Genomic DNA, 17,784 nt, shown 5'->3' on the forward strand with positions numbered 1-17,784 from the left:
ATTAGGACATTTTTCCAACACTTTAGCTGGCGGCGATTTTTGGAGTGACCGCCTGCGCGAGACGGCGGCAAATATCTGCTTCGATTTGACGGTACATATATACGAAAAGCTCGAATCCTTCGCGCTGGTATTGGCGAATCGGGTCTTCTTGGCTGTAGTAGCGCAAACCGATGCCTTCTTTTAAACGTTCCATCGCATCAAGATGGTTCAGCCAATGGTGATCGACAATCGAAAGCAAGGAAGGCCTGATTTCCGGCAGCCCTTGTTCGGCGTCATTCATTGCCTCTAAATAATGGATATATTGTTCCAACGAGTGCTGGACGCTGTTTTTTACATCTTCTATATCGTTGATTGTTTCCGGAAGCTGAACAGCAGGAAATGGAATGATTTCATGAAGCCGTTCGGAAAGCTTTTCTAAATTCCATTCTTCTGGAAGCATCCCCACTGGGCAATGTTGCTCAATTTCATATGGAACGTATTCACGGAGCATATCGACCATCAGCGGAATCAGACGATCGTTTTCGAGAATGCGGTTGCGCAATTGGTAAACCGCTGTCCGCTGGTCGTTCAACACGTCGTCAAGCTTTAAGTTGTATTCGCGAATCGAGAAGTTGTTGCCTTCGCAAATGCGCTGAACGCGATCGACAAACTCATGAATATCTTTATTTAAAATTTCTCCGTTTTCGTCCGTTTTTGCTTTTTTGATCCATTTTTCCGTTTCTTCTTTGGCAAAACGGCGGAACATGTCATCTTCCAAGGAAATAAAAAACTGGGAACGTCCCGGATCACCTTGGCGGCCGGCCCGCCCTTTTAGCTGATTGTCAATGCGCCGCGATTCGTGGCGCTCCGTACCGAGCACAAACAGCCCGCCAAGTTCGGCCACCCCTTCGCCAAGCATGATGTCCGTCCCGCGGCCGGCCATGTTTGTCGCGATGGTGATTTGCCCTTTTTGTCCGGCCAACGAGATGAGCTGCGCTTCTTGTTCGATGGTTTTCGCGTTTAATAGGCGAAACGGCAGATTTTCCGCTTCTAAATATTTGGCGACTTTTTCTGACTGCAAAATGGACGTTGTTCCGATTAAAACCGGCTGTCCTGTCTCATGCACACGTTTTACTTCTTTCGCGACCGCCTTGTATTTCTGATCGATCGTTAAAAAGACGCGGTCCGGCTCATCGATGCGGATGACCGGCTTGTTCGTTGGAACTTGCACGACATCCATGCCGTAGAGAGTTTGAAATTCCTTTTCTTCCGTTTTGGCGGTTCCTGTCATGCCCGATAAAATCGGGTAAAGCCGGAAGTAGTTTTGAATCGTAATCGATGCTTGCGTTTTGTTTTCTTCGGTTAGTTCGAGCCCTTCTTTTGCCTCAATCGCCTGATGGAGGCCGTTGCTTAAGCTCCGCCCTTCCATCGGTCTTCCGGTGAACATATCGATTAATACAATTTTTCCGTCCCTGACGATATAATCGACGTCGCGCTGAAATAACACATGGGCGCGCAATGCTTGAATGATATAATGATATAAAGTTTGATGCTCTAAATCGTACAAGTTGTCGATGCCAAAGCCGCGCTCGATCTTGGCGATTCCTTCTTCCGTCAAGTTCGTTGCCTTTGTTTCTTCATCATAATAGTAGTCGACATCGCGTTGAAATGTTTTGACGATGCGGGCGCATAAATAGCTGAGTTCGGAGCTGACTCCTGTTTTGCCGGCGATAATGAGCGGGGTTTTTGCTTCGTCAATGAGGACGCTGTCGATCTCGTCAATAATCGCGTAGTGAAACGGCCGCTGTACGCGCTGGGATACGTCGTAAACCATGTTGTCGCGCAAATAATCAAAGCCGAATTCGCTGCCGATTCCGTACGTGATGTCCGCTTGATATGCCGCTTTTTTCTCTTCCGTTTCCATCATCGGAAGGTTCAGCCCGACCGTCAGCCCTAAAAATTCATGAATTTGTCCAATCAATTCGCGGTCCCGTCTGGCTAAATATTCGTTGACGGTAATGACATGCACTCCTTTTCCTTCCAAAGCGCGCAAATAGCTCGGCAATGACGCGACGAGCGTTTTTCCTTCTCCTGTCGCCATTTCGGCAACGTTTCCTTCCGCCAGCACAAGCCCGCCGATTAGCTGGACGTCGAAATGGCGCATGCCGAGCACCCGTTTCGATGCTTCGCGCACCACTGCAAACGCTTCAGCTTGAATATCGAATATCGTTTTTCCGTTGGCAAGTTCATTTTTAAAATAAGCTGTTTTTTCCCGCAACTCTTGATCGGACAGTTTCGCAAACTTTGGCTCCAGTGCGTTAATATGATCAACGATTTTGTAGTAGCGCTTCAACCGTCTCTCATCGTTATGGAATAGCTTTTTTACATAAGACAACATTCTGCTAGTCTCCTCCACAAATGTCGAATCATCACTTAATCTAGTATATCATTGTTTGTTTTGCGTTTCACTATATTGGAAAACGTTCTTAAAAATCGCCGAAATTCATCATCTTTTTCAACGGTCCGCTTGTCTGTGCCAAGTGCGAATCGCCTTTCCTGGCTCCGACAAATCGAAAGGAAGATGAGAGAAGCCTAAGCATATCAAGAGAAAGAAAAGCTTATGAGTATTTGGCTGATTATATCGAGCAGTGGAGTCAAAGGAAGGAAAAATTTATCAAACTATGAAACTTTTTTTATTTTTACTCGTCATAATAGATTGAATGATTTAAAAATAGGAGGAAGGTCAATGAAAAACTGGAAAAAAACCGCCGTTTCACTTGGGCTTGCTTCTATGCTTGTCCTGCCTAGTTTTGCCCAAGCGTCCACAATGCCGCCATTGGAGCAGTGGAAGAAGCAGCATGACCAGCAACATGCCGCAAAGGCCCGTCTCGCTTATAAACAGCTGAAAGAGGCGCAAGGCCAAATCAGCGAAGATATGCTGATCGTAAAGTACAAAGAGAAAATTCCTGCCAGCGTCCACCGCAGCCTCGGCGCAACGGTGAAAAAATCGTTTCCGCAGTTAGGCTATGATGTCGTAACAGTGCAAAAAGGAAAAACGATGCAAGAAGTCATGCGCGCCTATGCTAAGCTGAAAGCCGTTAAGAGCGTCACGCCTAGTTTTACATATAAAAAGCTTGGCACGAATGATCCGAAAAACAATAAAATGTACCCGCTTTCGTTATTGCAGATCGACAAAGCGTTGCAGCTTGCCGGCAAACATAGCGTAACGGTGGCGGTCATTGATACCGGTCTGGATATGAAGCATCCTGACTTAAAAGCACAGCTGCTTCCATCGTATAACGCAGCCAATCCGGCAAGCCCGGGAGTCAAAGATATTCACGGAACGCATGTTGCCGGGATTATCGGGGCGACCGCCAACAACGGCATTGGCGCACATGGCATCAATCCAAATGTGAAAATTTTGCCGATTGACGTCTTTAACGGCAGCTTGGGAGCGAGCGACTATGTTATTGCGCAAGGGATTTTATACGCCATTGAAAAAGGTGCAAAAGTCATTAATATGAGCCTGGGCGGCTATTTCAGCTCCCCGATTTTGGAAGATGCCGTGAAAAAAGCGATTGACGCCGGCATAACGGTCGTTGCGGCAGCGGGCAACGAATCAACCGATATGTATTCCATTCCGGCATCGTATGAAGGTGTCATTAGTGTCGGAGCTACTGACAGCGAAAACCATTTAGCGAACTTTTCCAACTACGGTCCATCCGTGGATATTGTCGCGCCGGGTGTCGATGTCTACAGCACCGTTTATGATCCGACAAAAGGAGCGTCCTTTGCGGAATTAAGCGGAACATCGATGGCTGCTCCGGTTGTTGCGGGCGTGGCATCGCTCATTTTATCAAAATATCCGAACTTAAAGCCATACGAAGTGGAAGCCATTTTAGAAAAAACGGCGACCGATCTTGGTGAAAAGGGCTATGATTTAAAATACGCGAACGGCCTTGTCAATCCGGTTGCCGCGTTAAACTTTGACATAAAGAAATTGCCGAAAAAAGAAACATGGACTGATGAAACGATTCTCGCCAAAGCCGCTCCGCTGCAGTTAACGGAAGAGGCGGCAACGAAAACAGGAAGCTTCACAGCGCCGGAACAAATCGACTGGATGAAGGTGGACATAAAAGCTGGGGAAAGCGTCCAAGCCGTGCTGGAAGGGGCGAAAGATTACGATTACAAGCTGATATTGCGCTTCTACCCTAAAGGCAAAAAACAATCCGAAAAGCCGATCAATGTCAATGACACGCGCGCTGGAGAAATAGAAGGAAAATTGTTTACAGCAAAAGAAGACGGCACGCTTGTCATCGGCGTCACTGATGCGAACGGCAGCTATAGCACGCAAGGAAAATCGAAGTACACATTAACGCTGCAAAAACTGACAACGTTGGCGGCGGACAATTCCACCGAAGACAATCCAATTGCCATTGAACAGCTTCCATTTGACAGCGACCAGTCAGAATTTGCGCCGTTTACTTTTGTTCCGGAAAAAGAGGGAGAAGCGGATTACGATTACTTCACTTTTAAAGTGGAAAAACCGACGACAGTGAAATTAAACCTTTCGCCGGTTCCGGGCATTGATTCGACAATCAACGTTTACTTCGCGGAAGATTTTTATCATCCATCTGCCGATGACGATGGCCCGTATCCGATTGCGACGGCCAATAATAACGGCAGCGGAAAAGGCGAGACAGTCACGTTGGAAGCACAGCCGGAAATGGAATATGTCATTGAAGTAGCAAGCGAACCGCCGTTGGATTCTTGGAACTACAGTTCGTACTCAACAGTTTCCAGCGCGATAGAAGGCACGCCAGCGTCGGCCATTCCGTACCGCTTAACGGTTGAGCCGGTCACCATGCCGCCGGATGAAGATGGATATCCGATGATGGATGATACGGAAGAGCCGGTGCCACCATCGGAAGAGATGCTTCCGCCTGAAGGAACGCAGCTAAACAAAAAAGCGAAAGAAAAGCAGGATATTATAATAGAAGATGACGATTCACTGTATTCTTTCGACAAAGAAGAAGTACAGCAAATAAAAGAAAAGGCGCTTCCTTATAACCTTGGCGATAAGCAGTCAGCGTATATTCAATTTGGGGAAGACCGCGATGTTTACAAGCTGTCTTCTGTCGCTGACACAGCGTTTTACCGCTTTACATTTGATCTGCCTGATGATATGATGCCAGAAGCGATAGTGTATGAATACGACCCGAAACAAGACGACTTATATCCCGTTAGCGAATATAACGGCTATGACTACTTTACAGGCCAAAAGACAAACATATTCACGCTAGCGTTAGAAAAAGGAAAACAATATTATTTATTGGTTGCCAATGGCAGCTACCAACCGTCTGCTGATCCATATACATTTACATCGGGAAAATTAATGAACGCGCCGAAAGACGCGAATGAAAACAATAATGAGCCAATTCTCGCGACGGTTGTTCAGCCGAACAAGACGGTGACAGGCAATTTCGCGTTGACCAATGATGTGGACATATACTATTACAAGCACCGCGCCAACGATGACATATTCACATTCTTTGCGCGCCCGGATAAATTGGCAAACAAAGCAAGCTTGCCAACCGACTTGCAAGGCACGTTAATTCCGTTTGTAGAAGTGGTGGAAGATACGGACGGAAACATGTCCATTGACGATGAAGAAGCAGGGAAAATGGTTGAATTTGCACCGACCGGATTCAATCCGATGTACGATGTGAACGGTTCGTTTAAAGCGAAGAAAAACACAGGCTATTTCTTTATAGTAAGCAACTTTATGTACGATGGATTAACGCTTCAATCGTACCGCTTCGGCATTGAAACGCTGCCGAAAAAAGATGAAGATGCGGGATCCGTTGTGAAAAACAACGTGCCATCTAAACCGCTCAGTTTGAAACAGTCGGGAAATACGTACAAAGCAACCGGCTATTTGAACGCGTCCGTCGATTACGGCGATAAAGATTATTACGCGTTTACCGCGGCAAAAGACGGCAAATTTACCGTCCAGCTTGCCGGCGGCATTACGATGGACGGCGTCATCACTATTTATAATGGAAAAGGCGAGCTTGTGCAAACATTCGACTATTACGGCGAGGGCGACAGCGAAATCGCTACCGTTACTTTGAAAAAAGGAAAATATTACATTGCCGTGGAAGATAGTTTTGCCCGCCCAAGCGCACAACCATATACGCTTTCCATTTCACTAGTCAAATAATAATGAAGAAAAAAGATGCTTCCAAACGCATTTGGAGCATCTTTTTTCTACTTCGGTTTTCATTCCATCCTGTTTTCGAATCTATGTTACTATGAAAATAGCAAATCACAAAGGAGACGAGGCATATGCGCAAATATTCTTTCCTTCTTTTCTTTGTCATGGCGTTCATCTTTGGCGGAAAAGCCGTTGATGCCCATGTCATTGACCTCACCAATAAAGCCCAAGTGCAAAGCAGCTACGAAGACTTTTATCCGCTTATTGCTCGCTATAAAGGTACAAGCGGGGTGACCATTGAAAGTTACAGCCCGAAATGGCGCACGACAGCGCAATTAAAAGCGCTTGAGGCGGAGCTTTTGGCGAACAAACATGGCCCAGAGCTTTCTCTTCTTGGGAAAATCATGATTTTTCCTGATTATCCGGCCGGAGAAAATGTGCTCGGGCAATACTTTGCCGAATACCAAATCGGAAAGACGCTGTCGCTATTGCCTAACCGGGTTATCCACTTATATGGCGGAAACGATTTTACGACCGTTGCGCAAATGGCGACAACGCTTGCTCATGAATACGGACATCATTTTACCTATTATTATTTAATCAACAAAGAGCAGCTGAAGCCGGCTGATTGGCTTCGCTCCAAATATGCTGCGGCGCGCGAACTGTTTCGCTATCCGTCCGTACACGCTGACGGAAGCGGCGCCTACGAATGGTCATTGCCGGAAATATTGGCGGAAGACTATGTGCAGCTGTTTGGCTCGCCGCTTGCGGTAAAAGGACATATGCAAATGAATGTCCACATTCCGACGCCGTTTGAGCTTTCCAGCCTGCAAGAATATTGGAAGCAGCGGCTTGGAAACAACTATGCCGTCCAATCCCCGCTGCCGCTTCGCTTAACAGGCTATATGCCGGATTCCATAAATGCGTCATACTATCATTTGCGGCTTTATTTATACAGCCCGAAAGCGCCGGCATATATTAATGCGCAAGACGGCGACGGACGGTACGCTTCCGTTTACGTTGGCACGCGATCCGCGGGCGTATCGGAAAGCTGGTACCATCCATCTGCGCTTCCTGATGATGTTTCATGGCTTTTTCAAAAAGATTTGAACGACCGTGTATTATTCCGCGCTGTTCTGCCAATGTCAAAGGGATTTAACCGCGGCTCGGAAACACTGGCGGTCAATTACCGCAACATTGCCGCAAGCGTCAGCTCCCGCCCGCTGTTTCCGGACGTAGAAGATGAAGAGACGAAGCAAGCCGTGAAACTATTGTACGACCGCGGAATCATCACGGGCTATTCGGACGGCACGTTTCGCCCAAGTGAAAAGCTGTTGCGCCGCCACGCCGCCAGCATGCTTGTCCGCGCGTTCGGCTTGACATTGCCAGAAGGATATAAAATGAAGGCAACGGATATGAAAGAAGGAGATGTTGGATACAAAGAAATGGAAATTGCGGAAGCCCATGGGCTGCTTGGAAAAGGGGGAAAGCTCCGTCCGAATGAGTATATGACAAGAGCACAGATGGCGGTGGTACTTGTCCGCGCTTGCTCCGATATATACAAACGGCCGGAGGTGTTGCGTTCGTTCCGGGATGTCCCGCCATCGTTTTGGGCGTACAACGAAATCCAGACGCTCGCCTATAATGGCATTACCATCGCCGATCCGTTCCGTCCAAACGAAATGATTACAAGAGGGCAGTTTTCTTTATTTTTAAAACGAACGCTTGAAAAGAAATAGCCGCAAGGAGACATCCCTTGCGGCTTTTTGCGCTACTGGCGCATAGCGCGGTACAAAAATGCGGCGAATTGCGCGCGTGTGACAGGCTCATTCGGGCCAAACGAGCCATCCGTGCGCCCCGTGGCGATTCCAGACGCCGCCAATGCTTGAATGTCGCGATACGCCCAAAAGCTTGGCGGCACATCGGTAAATGATTTCGCCGCAGCTGGCGGCTGTAAGCGAAATGCCCTCGTCAGCACCGCTGCCAGCTGCGCGCGCGTCAACGTATCTTCCGGATGAAACTTTCCATTGCTTCCGTTCATGATTCCTTTTTTTTGTACCGCCCGAATCGCTCCAAGCGCCCAGTAGTCATTTGGCACATCATTAAACGTTCTCGAGCGGTCGGACAGATTCAAATCCAAATACTCTGCCAAATACGCGGCGACTTCCGCGCGCGTAATCGGTTCATTTGGTTTAAAGTAGCTGTCTTCATAGCCGATAACGAGCTCTTGTTCCGACAGGGCACGAACTTCATCGAACGCCCAGTGGGAAGAAGCGACATCTTGAAATCGCCCCGGCGCCAAGCGGTATGCTAACACTCGTTTTGCCCCGATATATTTTTTGCTCCAGTAATACGGATCATTAAGCGAGGAAATGGTCACGCCTTTTGAAGAAGAAGAATGAATAAATTGATTGTTTCCTATGTATATTCCCGCATGGGAAGCTCCTTTTCCGCTTGTGTTGAAAAAGACGAGGTCACCGACGCGCAAATCGCTTTTGTCGACACGTTTCCCCATCCGATACATATCGGCCGTCGTCCTTGGCATATCAATGCCGATCGACTGGTAGACATGCCGGATAAATCCCGAGCAGTCGAATCCTTTTGCTGTCGTGCCGCCCCATTGGTACGGGACTCCGATATACTGCTTTGCTGCCGGAACGATTTGGTCGTAGTTCACGCTCGCTTCTGCTTGCTCGGCGCGAGCGCCCACTACGAAAACGCTCCCGCCGAGCAACAGAGCCAGAGCCAATTGCCTCCGCATTTTCCCATCTCCTTTACTCCGGCGAAATTGTACGAATTTTGTCACTATTGCTAGTTTATCATAATCATTTTTTGGGGACGTTACAGTTTCTTCTCGGAAACATTACAATTTTGTAACAAATTTTTAGTCATACCGCCTATTAATATCGCATATAGTAATTTTGTTAAAACAAACACGATTTTCAAAAAACTCTTGCATGATATGTTATTTTTAGTAGAATATTAGCTAGAAAGAGAATTTTGCGTCTGTTTCATAGAAATAAATCTGCAGGAATACATTGACAAGCTGCCTATAAAAAACTATACTAGTAATTGTTTAGTAGCTAAATTTAAGAGGGTTATGGGGAAAGTGTACATACAGCGAATCTCTTAAATTTAGTTTCTTATAAATTCATCAGTTATCACCATAAAAAGGGGAGGAAATAATACAGATGGCTTACCAACCAAAGTCTTACCGCAAATTTTTGGCTGGTTCCGTATCTGCTGCATTAGTTGCGACAGCGGTAGGTCCGGTAGTAGCCAGCGCTGCGTCGTTCAGCGATGTGAATCCGAGCGATCCGCACGCAGAGAACATCAGCGCTTTAGTGGAATTAGGCTACATTAAAGGATTTACAGATGGCACGTTCAAACCATACGAAAGCATCACTCGCGGCCAAGTAGCGAAAATTTTCGCCCGCATTTTAAAAGACCAAGGTTTCCAAGTGCCAGAAGACAAAAAAGCGTTCGACGATGTGCCAGTTGACGCAAAAGACCAAGAGCTTGTCGAAGCAGCGGCAATCGTGAAAGCTGCTGGCGTTATGACTGGTACTGACGGCAAATTAAATCCTGGCCAACCGATTACTCGCCAACAAATGGCGAAAGTGCTTGTAGAAGCGTTTGATTTAACACGCCCAGCAGACTTCAAATCCCAACTTGGCGATTTGGATAAAGCAGATCCGTCATTCCGTGACTACATTCAAACATTAGAAGCAAACGGAATAACAAAAACTGCAGACAACAATTACAGACCAACAGATACTGTTACTCGCGCAGCATTCTCTTCATTTGTAAAACGCGCGTTGGATGCGCAAGAAGCAGCTAAAGCTCCGAAAGTTGAAAGTGTAAGTGCGATTAACGGTACTACATTACAAATTAAATTTAACAAAGCAGTTAATGCTTCTAGTCTTTATGACGCTTCAACAAATGTAATTGATAGTAATGCTTTAAAAATCACTCCTACTAGTTCAGCTGCTAATGTTTCAGCTAATAACTTACTAGGTTCATTAAGTGCAGATGGAAAAGTACTTACAGTAACTGTAAAGGGTGGTTCCGAATATTTTGATGGGACATATGCAGTAGAATTGATGAAAGATAAAGTTGCGCTTAAGGACAACGCATCAGTATATGTAAATGAATATAAAGGCCTAGTTACTGTAAGCGATAAAGAAGGACCTACAATTACTGGAGTAAGCTATGATGCTTCTGATGCTATCGTAACTTTCTCTGAAGCTTTAAAATCTGAAGGAACTGTATCATTAAACGGTGTCCAATTAACTCCTGGTACTGATTATGATTTTACTGTTGGAGAAAAAGAACTTAGAATTAAGAATCTAGAGGCAGGAAAATCTTATACTTTAGCAGTTGTAGGTGCTAAGGACGTAGCTGGTAACTTCTCAACACCAAATACACTAACTTATACTTTAAATGTGCCAACTGACAATGTTAAGCCAACGGTTGCAGTTTCTGTAAACGGAACAAAAGCTACTTTTAAATTCTCTGAAAACTTAAAGTTAGTAGATGCAGATGGTGATAGTACTGCTGCTGAATATGCAAAAATCACTTTAGGTAATGGTTCAGTAAAATACTTAACAGCTACAGAACAAGATTCTACTGACAAAACAAAATTTGTTCTTGACCTTGACGGAGAACTTACTGGAGATTTCTTAAATACAACTATTAAAGTTGAAGGATTCCAAGATAAAGCAGGTAATACAGGCGATGCTTACACTACTTCAGTAACATTACAAAAAGATAAAACAGCGCCTAAATTTGTATCTGCAATGACTAAAGATGACAAGCTAATTGTAAAATATGATGAAGATGTGGCAAATGTATCTTTAACTGCTACTGACTTATCTATTAAATTTGTTGATACTGAAGGAGTTTTAACACCTGCTGCTAGCCCTACTACTATCGGTACTGTAGCTGACAATTACGATGCTAATGGAAACGGTGTAATTGACGGAGACGAAGAAAACTATATCGTAATTCCTTTAACAGGTTCTCAATTTGTTTCAGGCGGTAAGTTAAAAGCAGGTACTTATACTGTAACTATCGCTCCTGGTAAAGTAGCTGACACTGCAGCTAATGCTACTACTACTGCAACTACGTTTACTGTATCAGTTGCACCTGATACATCTACAAGTGCAATTGTAGAACTTTTATCAGCAACCCAACAAGCAACTCCAGGTCAAATTCTTGTCACATTTAACAATAACATGGGACCTTCAGCATTAGTTGCTGCAAACTACAAATTGGGTGGAGTAACTCTACCAAATAATGCAACTCTTACATTCTTAAATGATAAGAAGAATGTTTTAATTACACTGCCAGAAGGTTATATAACTGCAAATGGAGATAGAGTTTTAGAAGTAGCTAACTTAAAAGATGTTGATGGCAACACACTTAAAGAGGGTAAGACTTCTGTTGTAGTTTCAGGTGTAAAAGAAAACGTTGCTCCAACTGCAACAAAAGTAACTTTAGTAGACGGTCAGAACTTAACAGTGGACTTCTCTGAAGCTATACAGCTTCCTGCTGGTACTGTAAATGGAGTTAAAGTTAAAGTAAATGGTACAGAAATCCAATTAGATGGTACTACTCCATTTGCATTAGATGCTACTAAGAAGGTTCTTACTATTAAAGCTGCTTCAACTTCTGCATTTAAATTAACTGATACAATTACTGTTGAGTTCAACGACACTAATATTACAGACCTTGCTGGAAACGCAGTTAAAAACGCAGTATTAAGCAAATAATAAGCCAACACTGACATGGGGCAGGTGCTTGTCACTACCCGATGTATGTCGAAAAGCTCTGCGGAGATAATCTCTGCGGGGCTTTTCTTTTTGCCCAAATCTGTACTGAGCTTGATTTCAAGATTTCAAATATTATATATTATGATTTTGAACCTACAGTCATAAAGCCTCAATTCCACGGAAGGAATTGAGACTATTTTTGTTTTAGGAGGGAAAGGATGAGCAAGTGTCAAACCAATAGCCACCAACAGCTAGAGTTGCTGGAAAGAGAGGTGCCTGCCAAGCAGCCAGCGAAGCGCGTCAACATTGTCAGCCTGAAGCTCGTTCGGGAGTCTAGCGTGCTGTACAGGGAGCGGCAAATCAAATCTCCGGAAGACGCGTACAAGCTGCTGAAGCCATTTCTTGTGGAAGCCGACCGCGAGAAGTTTGTCGTTGTCTGTCCTAGCGTGAAAAAACATCCGACTGCCATGTTGGAAAAATCAATTAAATATCAATCTAGGAGAACTTATATTGGTAAAAAGTTAAGATGCTAAAGGATTCAATCTGAAAAAGCCGAAAAATGAAATTCGTTGTTGAATAAAAAGTAACGACCTGCATCTTTTCATGGGATGAAGGTCATTGCTTTTTACTAATAAGCGGCAATGTTTTTGGTGGAAGCAACTATTGGCGAAACATTGGATGGTGGCAATGGAATGACAGGTTTCCTAGGCTGCCACGTTCACTGTCACTATTTTAGACTTTGAACGTTTTTCATTGTAATTCGGAACATATATTTCACCATTATCCATTCCAATATGTGCTGCTTTTTCCTTTCATCGATTAACATTCTGACTCGTTTGCCTTTTTCATCAACAAGTTATAGATCCCGCGCCATCAACAGCCATCGTGATCGATTGTTGCATTACATATGGCGTTTGGGAATAACAAAGCCTCCCCTTCGTGTTCAAGAGGAGGCTGCTTTTTTGCGGAAAAGCATGTGCCAAACGGCGGAAACAAGCAGGCCGATATATAAGAATACAAGCGGCATAAGCGGAAGGTTATATCTCGAGTAGGCAAAAAACACGTTGTTTAAAACGGTAAAATACGCGATGATGAACGTAAAAAACAACAGTTCTTTGCGGTTGCGCCTGAACAAAAGCAAAGTGAGCGTCATCGATGCGAATGCCAGCGATACGATCCGTTGGTGCAAGGAAATTATGAAGGGCTTCTTTACGCCCAATATTTCAACCGAGTAAAAAGGCGTTTCCCATTGTATTTTTGCTTTTTTTATGGTGTAGCTTTCGATAAATTGTTTCGGATTTGCCTCATACCATCTTTTGATCCGTTCGATAGCGATTTCTTTTTCCAGTTCTTGTTTTTTGCGAATGGTGATATTCGGGTATTGTTCATCGATTTTTTTGATTACTTCTTGATAAGGCTCGCCATACCGGTATCCATCTCCTTGATACGTGCCCAACAGAAGCGGGTCTCCAGAACTGCCGGTTAATGGGATAAATTCCTTATAGTGAATATAGTTGCGCACCCACCATGGCCCAAGTACGATGATTACTAGCAGGACGGCTATCCCTAATTGCTTCCATGCGAGCCGAAGCGGATATTTAATGAGCAAAAAGTAGCCAAGAAGCGCGAACGGAATAAGGGCGACGGTAGCGCGAAACAACAGGCAGAACAAGTAGGCAAACATCAGCCCATAAAAAGCGGACATGCTATGCTTTCGCCCAAGCTGGATCGCAAAATGGATGAAAAGAAGAAGCCCAAATAAAAAAGGCGGTTCGGTTAAAATTAAATTATCCATTTCTACGAGCGGAACAAATAGCGCAGTAAAAAATCCAGCGATGATGCCGGCCCCCTCTTGGTTAATATCTTTGCCAATGGCATAAATAAGGTAGACGCTGGCAACGCCGAATAAAATCATTACGGCTTTTGCGGCATACAATCCCACGTCGCCGGTGCCAAAAATAAAGAAAATGGCAGCCAGCAACATCGGCAGCCCGGGCATGATATGGACGGTAGGTTCGTTTATGTGGTTGTAATGGTAGACGAGCATGCCTTTTTCCACCAAAATTTTGCCGCTTCTTATGTATCCTGTGTCATCGCTATGCAAAGTAAGGGATAATCCGTATTTCCATAAAACAAAAAGGCGAAAAGCAAGCGCTGTTAATAGCATGATGGCAACGATGATTTTCCTCTTTTTATCTGGCAGCAACAATATTCCCTCCAATATTATTGAGTATTAGGCGATATTCCGATGAGAGAGACCCCCAATATAATGAGAATGACCCCAATGATTTTGGCCGGCGAAAGCGGCTCATGAAAGACAAAATAGGCGCCAAATACAGCGAGCACATACGCGATGCTTTGCACCGGATAGGCAACGCTTAATGGGACGCGGGATAAAATAAAAAGCCATAAAATGGTGGCCGCGCCGTACATAACGAGGCCGGAAAAAATAAACGGAGAAAACAATAATTTTATGATAGAAAGGGGATCCAATGAAAAAGACATTTTCATCATGCCGTATTTCCATAAAAACTGGCCTATAACAAGAATACATGTGTTGGACAAAATCAATAAAAAATTAACGAGATTCATCTTTCTCTCCCTTACGCTGGTATTCTTCCAATTCATGTTTCAGATAAGCGATTTCTTGTACGAGCGTTTTTATTTTTTCTTGATGATCGGATAACGTGACTGACTGGTAAATAAGAATATTCAAGACGACTAAAAAAGCAATTGTAAATATGAGGGCAGGCATATAGGCCACGCCGAGAAGTGCGGCGATTTTATTGAACCAATCGAGGCAGACCGCAATGAATATGCTGATAAAAGCCATTAAAAACCAAAGAAATGCTTGCTTGTCCCTCAATTTATTGCGGCTGGAATAATAAACGACTTGAATGAGGAAAAGAGACGCGAATGCGATCGTAATTATCTGGACTTTTCCCATGAACTCTTTTCCTCCTTATTAAAAAATAGAGCGGATCACGGAAATAAAAGTGACTTTTGTCATATAATATAATGATTTTAATGGAGTAATCGACGATTTTCCGCCTTGTCTCGCATTCATGTCTACTTTGATCTCTTTAATTTTGTATCCTTTTTTTGCTAGTTTCGCCAGCACTTCCACTTCAGGATAATCGACAGGATAATAGTTAGCGAATTCCCTCATCACTTTGCGGTTGACGATTCGGTATCCCGAGGTTGGATCGGTGATTTTGATTCCGGCTATCATATATAGCAGGTAGTAAAAATATAGAATCCCCATTCTTCGGAAAAAGCTTCCTTTATAATCCGTTTTTTGCACGAATCGAGAACCGATCACCATATCGTAACTGGAATTTTTAATTTCGGAAACAAGATTTTCAAGATCTTTTGGGTTATGCTGTCCATCCGCATCTAATTGAATCGCATATTGATATCCTTTTTGGAGGGCGTAGCGATAACCTGTCTGCATTGCGCCGCCGATTCCTAAATTAACCGGCAAGTCTAAATAATGGAATTTATTTTCTTTTAAAATATCCAATGTCCGGTCGGTAGAGCCGTCATTAATCACGATGTAGTCATATGGGCATGTTTTAATTAAATTTGTCACTGTATCTTTTATAGCCGCTTCTTCATTATAAGCGGGGATAATGACAAGAATATCCACTATCTCCCCTCCTTTGACACATTCCATCATAAAAATGGAATGTCTCTCAAATGGTTAGTATAGCATTTTTCCAAAATCATGTCACTTTACGATCGGCGCCAGTTATCGCTAGAAAATTATTAAAATATGTAAAAAAGGGCTGCAGAGAGAAAACCTCTACGGGCGTTGCTTTTTGAAAGAGTAAAATGAAGACAGAGAGCCAAAAAGTCGTTCGGGTCGCATGGAATCTGTTTGTATATTTGCCTATGGCATCGCCCGGAATTTGTCGAAAACTTATCGCAACTCTTAATCTCTAAAATTATATAGTCTCCATAATCTTCTATAAGTTATAATAAATGCAAAATATAGAAAGAGAGGAAATGGTAATATATGAAGCCAGTTTTGTTTGTTTTTTTATTGTTCATTTCGTTTTTTAGTTTTTCCAATCATCTCGTTAAAGCTGACAAGCTTAATACATATATTAAAGCCACTAAAAATCACGTTCCACTGTTTGATAACAGCACCGGTTCATTGGTAGAAGTCGGTTATATGGAAAAAGGGGATATGTTAAAAGTTTATAAAGATCAAGGAAAAAACTGGTGGCGAATTAAATTCGGCAATAGTTACGCCTATGTTTATAAAGGCAATGTCGAATCGTTTAAGGCGAAAGCGATTAGGGGAGAGAATACAAGCCATTTCAAGAATTCAAACGACACGATTTTATTAATGGAGAATCAGCGAATCTATGACAATAGTACGGGAAAGTCGGTTCCGTTTGTTACGATTAAAGGGAATATGCGTTATCCAATCATCCGTAAACTAAAGAATTGGTATCAAATTGATGTTGGCGGCCGGATTGGATACATCCATCATTCAAAAGCCAGCTGGGATCATGGAGTTCCTGTGTTAATGTACCACCATATTTTGAAAAAATCCGAAAATAAAAACAAAGGCAATGTATCAACGATCATTTCAGATAGCCAATTTAATGAGCAAATGGATTGGTTAAAAGAAAACGGATATGAAACGATTACGTTGCAGCGTTTAGAACAGTATGTACGGGGAAAGGCGAATATTCCCGCCAAAGCGGTCGTCATTACCTTTGATGATGGGTTGAAAACAAGCTTTATATATGCTTATCCAAAATTAAAAAAGCTTGGCTTCAAAGCGGTCAATTTTGTTATAACGAGTAGAATAGCGAAAGAACCGCAAAAGTTCAATCCGGATGGCTTGCAGTTTTTGAGCCGATCTGAAATGGCCGCCATGAGCGATGTATTTACTTTTGAATCCCATACCCATCGTTTGCATCATTTAAGCGGAAGGAAGAGCGATGTCCTAATGTGGTAAAAGAAGACATTAAACGGAGTAAAGACATATTAGGCGCCCGGTATTTTGCCTATCCATTCGGTCAATATAACTCTAGTATTATTCGAATATTAAACGAACTGGATTTTAAACTGGCGGTGACGACAAAAGAGGGGAAAGTGCACATAGGAGATCCTTTACTGGAGATAAAACGGTTAGGTGTATACCCGGAATATACGCTGAAGGACTTTGCGAAAATGGTTCAAAACTAACAGGGGTGTTCGCTCTGCTGGCATGTCCCGAATGAGAAAGCTTAGAATATTCCCCCGTACCGCTTCCGCTTTTAGCTAACGCCGGAGCGCCCATGGACATTGTTAGACGTCTTGTTCGGCAAGAAATATTTATGCAGACGCATCCCAATCGGAAATTTAAATCCCGGGATAAACCTATGATGGACTATCCATCCCCGGCAAAAACGTTTATGGAAGGGCCGGATGACACCATCTTTCTAAGTAAAAACATGAATGAATTACATTGTTTGCTGCAAATGAAAAAGATACAATATTACAAATGAAGGCTTGCTAGGTTACGCAGTCGCATCTTTTTTAAATTGGGGACAACACCCATTCATTAATGGCAAGGAAGCAATATATGTAAACGTTAAGAAAGATCATAGATATGTTTCCCTTTAGAGCTCCCCGGCACCTCCGAAACAGCGAACTTTCAGGTTATAGCATTTCCAAAGCCGTATAACATACCGGTAAAAGATTGTGATAGCCTTCGAGCAGAGGGAACAATGAAACCCAATGATCGACTAGAGGTGAACAACATGGAAGGGTTTGTAGATATACTCTTAAAGGTTGGCGTTGTTTTTATCATGA

The 17,784-nt window shown here is 43.6% G+C and carries 12 protein-coding genes; 6 read left to right on the forward strand and 6 right to left on the reverse strand.

Annotated elements, in window-relative coordinates; genetic code table 11:
• Positions 1–22: 22 nt before the first annotated feature.
• Positions 23–2,377 carry an accessory Sec system translocase SecA2 gene (gene secA2, locus MWM02_RS01560; protein WP_244402800.1) on the reverse strand — a complete coding sequence of 785 codons (2,355 nt, stop codon included), beginning with the start codon at positions 2,375–2,377 and terminating at the stop codon, positions 23–25.
• 348 nt (positions 2,378–2,725) lie between these two features.
• Here secA2 and MWM02_RS01565 point away from each other — a divergent pair, with 348 nt between their 5' ends.
• Positions 2,726–6,202: a S8 family serine peptidase gene (locus MWM02_RS01565; protein ID WP_244402801.1), complete on the forward strand. Its 3,477-nt coding sequence runs from the start codon at positions 2,726–2,728 to the stop codon at positions 6,200–6,202.
• A gap of 125 nt (positions 6,203–6,327) precedes the next feature.
• Positions 6,328–7,935: an S-layer homology domain-containing protein gene (locus tag MWM02_RS01570; protein WP_244402802.1), complete on the forward strand. Its 1,608-nt coding sequence runs from the start codon at positions 6,328–6,330 to the stop codon at positions 7,933–7,935.
• Between the two features lie 32 nt (positions 7,936–7,967).
• On the opposite strand, the gene MWM02_RS01575 is transcribed toward MWM02_RS01570, so the two are convergent.
• Entirely contained in the window at positions 7,968–8,957 is a 990-nt protein-coding gene (locus MWM02_RS01575) for a C40 family peptidase (protein WP_244402803.1), read from the reverse strand.
• 430 nt (positions 8,958–9,387) lie between these two features.
• On the opposite strand from MWM02_RS01575, the gene MWM02_RS01580 reads away from it, so the two are divergent.
• A complete protein-coding gene (locus tag MWM02_RS01580; RefSeq protein WP_244402804.1) occupies positions 9,388–11,970 on the forward strand; it encodes an S-layer homology domain-containing protein in 2,583 nt (860 codons plus the stop codon).
• Between the two features lie 218 nt (positions 11,971–12,188).
• Positions 12,189–12,503, forward strand: coding sequence for an MPN domain-containing protein (locus MWM02_RS01585; protein ID WP_244402805.1), 315 nt, complete (start codon positions 12,189–12,191; stop codon positions 12,501–12,503).
• Positions 12,504–12,913: 410 nt separating this feature from the next.
• Here MWM02_RS01585 and MWM02_RS01590 read toward each other — a convergent pair whose 3' ends face one another.
• The 4 genes from MWM02_RS01590 to MWM02_RS01605 are packed head-to-tail and all read right to left on the reverse strand — an operon-like array spanning position 12,914 to position 15,646.
• Complete coding sequence (locus MWM02_RS01590) at positions 12,914–14,176, reverse strand: ArnT family glycosyltransferase (protein ID WP_244402806.1); 1,263 nt, start codon at positions 14,174–14,176, stop codon at positions 12,914–12,916.
• A gap of 17 nt (positions 14,177–14,193) precedes the next feature.
• Positions 14,194–14,562, reverse strand: a complete 369-nt coding sequence (locus tag MWM02_RS01595; RefSeq protein ID WP_064552233.1) for an EamA family transporter — start codon at positions 14,560–14,562, stop codon at positions 14,194–14,196.
• Entirely contained in the window at positions 14,549–14,917 is a 369-nt protein-coding gene (locus MWM02_RS01600; protein WP_064552232.1) for a DUF2304 domain-containing protein, read from the reverse strand. Before MWM02_RS01600 ends, MWM02_RS01595 begins: the two co-directional genes overlap by 14 nt.
• Positions 14,918–14,935: 18 nt before the next feature.
• Complete coding sequence (locus MWM02_RS01605; RefSeq protein ID WP_198401593.1) at positions 14,936–15,646, reverse strand: glycosyltransferase family 2 protein; 711 nt, start codon at positions 15,644–15,646, stop codon at positions 14,936–14,938.
• A gap of 342 nt (positions 15,647–15,988) precedes the next feature.
• Between MWM02_RS01605 and MWM02_RS01610 the strand changes: the two genes are divergently transcribed.
• The gene (locus tag MWM02_RS01610; RefSeq protein WP_244402807.1) at positions 15,989–16,945 is read left to right on the forward strand and encodes a polysaccharide deacetylase family protein; all 957 of its coding nucleotides are present in this window, start codon (positions 15,989–15,991) and stop codon (positions 16,943–16,945) included.
• Complete coding sequence (locus MWM02_RS01615; RefSeq protein WP_232509593.1) at positions 16,939–17,175, forward strand: polysaccharide deacetylase family protein; 237 nt, start codon at positions 16,939–16,941, stop codon at positions 17,173–17,175. The genes MWM02_RS01610 and MWM02_RS01615 overlap by 7 nt, the downstream gene beginning before the upstream one ends.
• The last annotated feature ends 609 nt before the right edge of the window (positions 17,176–17,784 follow it).

The organism is Parageobacillus sp. KH3-4, from assembly GCF_022846435.1.
Classification (GTDB): Bacteria; Bacillota; Bacilli; order Bacillales; family Anoxybacillaceae; genus Parageobacillus; species Parageobacillus thermoglucosidasius_A.

Bases quoted from the DNA above. Each gene is read 5' to 3' on its own strand.
- secA2 (WP_244402800.1), bottom strand. From the start codon at position 2,377: ATGTTGTCTTATGTAAAAAAGCTATTCCATAACGATGAGAGACGGTTG.
- MWM02_RS01565 (WP_244402801.1), top strand. From the start codon at position 2,726: ATGAAAAACTGGAAAAAAACCGCCGTTTCACTTGGGCTTGCTTCTATG.
- MWM02_RS01570 (WP_244402802.1), top strand. From the start codon at position 6,328: ATGCGCAAATATTCTTTCCTTCTTTTCTTTGTCATGGCGTTCATCTTT.
- MWM02_RS01575 (WP_244402803.1), bottom strand. From the start codon at position 8,957: ATGCGGAGGCAATTGGCTCTGGCTCTGTTGCTCGGCGGGAGCGTTTTC.
- MWM02_RS01580 (WP_244402804.1), top strand. From the start codon at position 9,388: ATGGCTTACCAACCAAAGTCTTACCGCAAATTTTTGGCTGGTTCCGTA.
- MWM02_RS01585 (WP_244402805.1), top strand. From the start codon at position 12,189: ATGAGCAAGTGTCAAACCAATAGCCACCAACAGCTAGAGTTGCTGGAA.
- MWM02_RS01595 (WP_064552233.1), bottom strand. From the start codon at position 14,562: ATGAATCTCGTTAATTTTTTATTGATTTTGTCCAACACATGTATTCTT.
- MWM02_RS01600 (WP_064552232.1), bottom strand. From the start codon at position 14,917: ATGGGAAAAGTCCAGATAATTACGATCGCATTCGCGTCTCTTTTCCTC.
- MWM02_RS01605 (WP_198401593.1), bottom strand. From the start codon at position 15,646: ATGGAATGTGTCAAAGGAGGGGAGATAGTGGATATTCTTGTCATTATC.
- MWM02_RS01610 (WP_244402807.1), top strand. From the start codon at position 15,989: ATGAAGCCAGTTTTGTTTGTTTTTTTATTGTTCATTTCGTTTTTTAGT.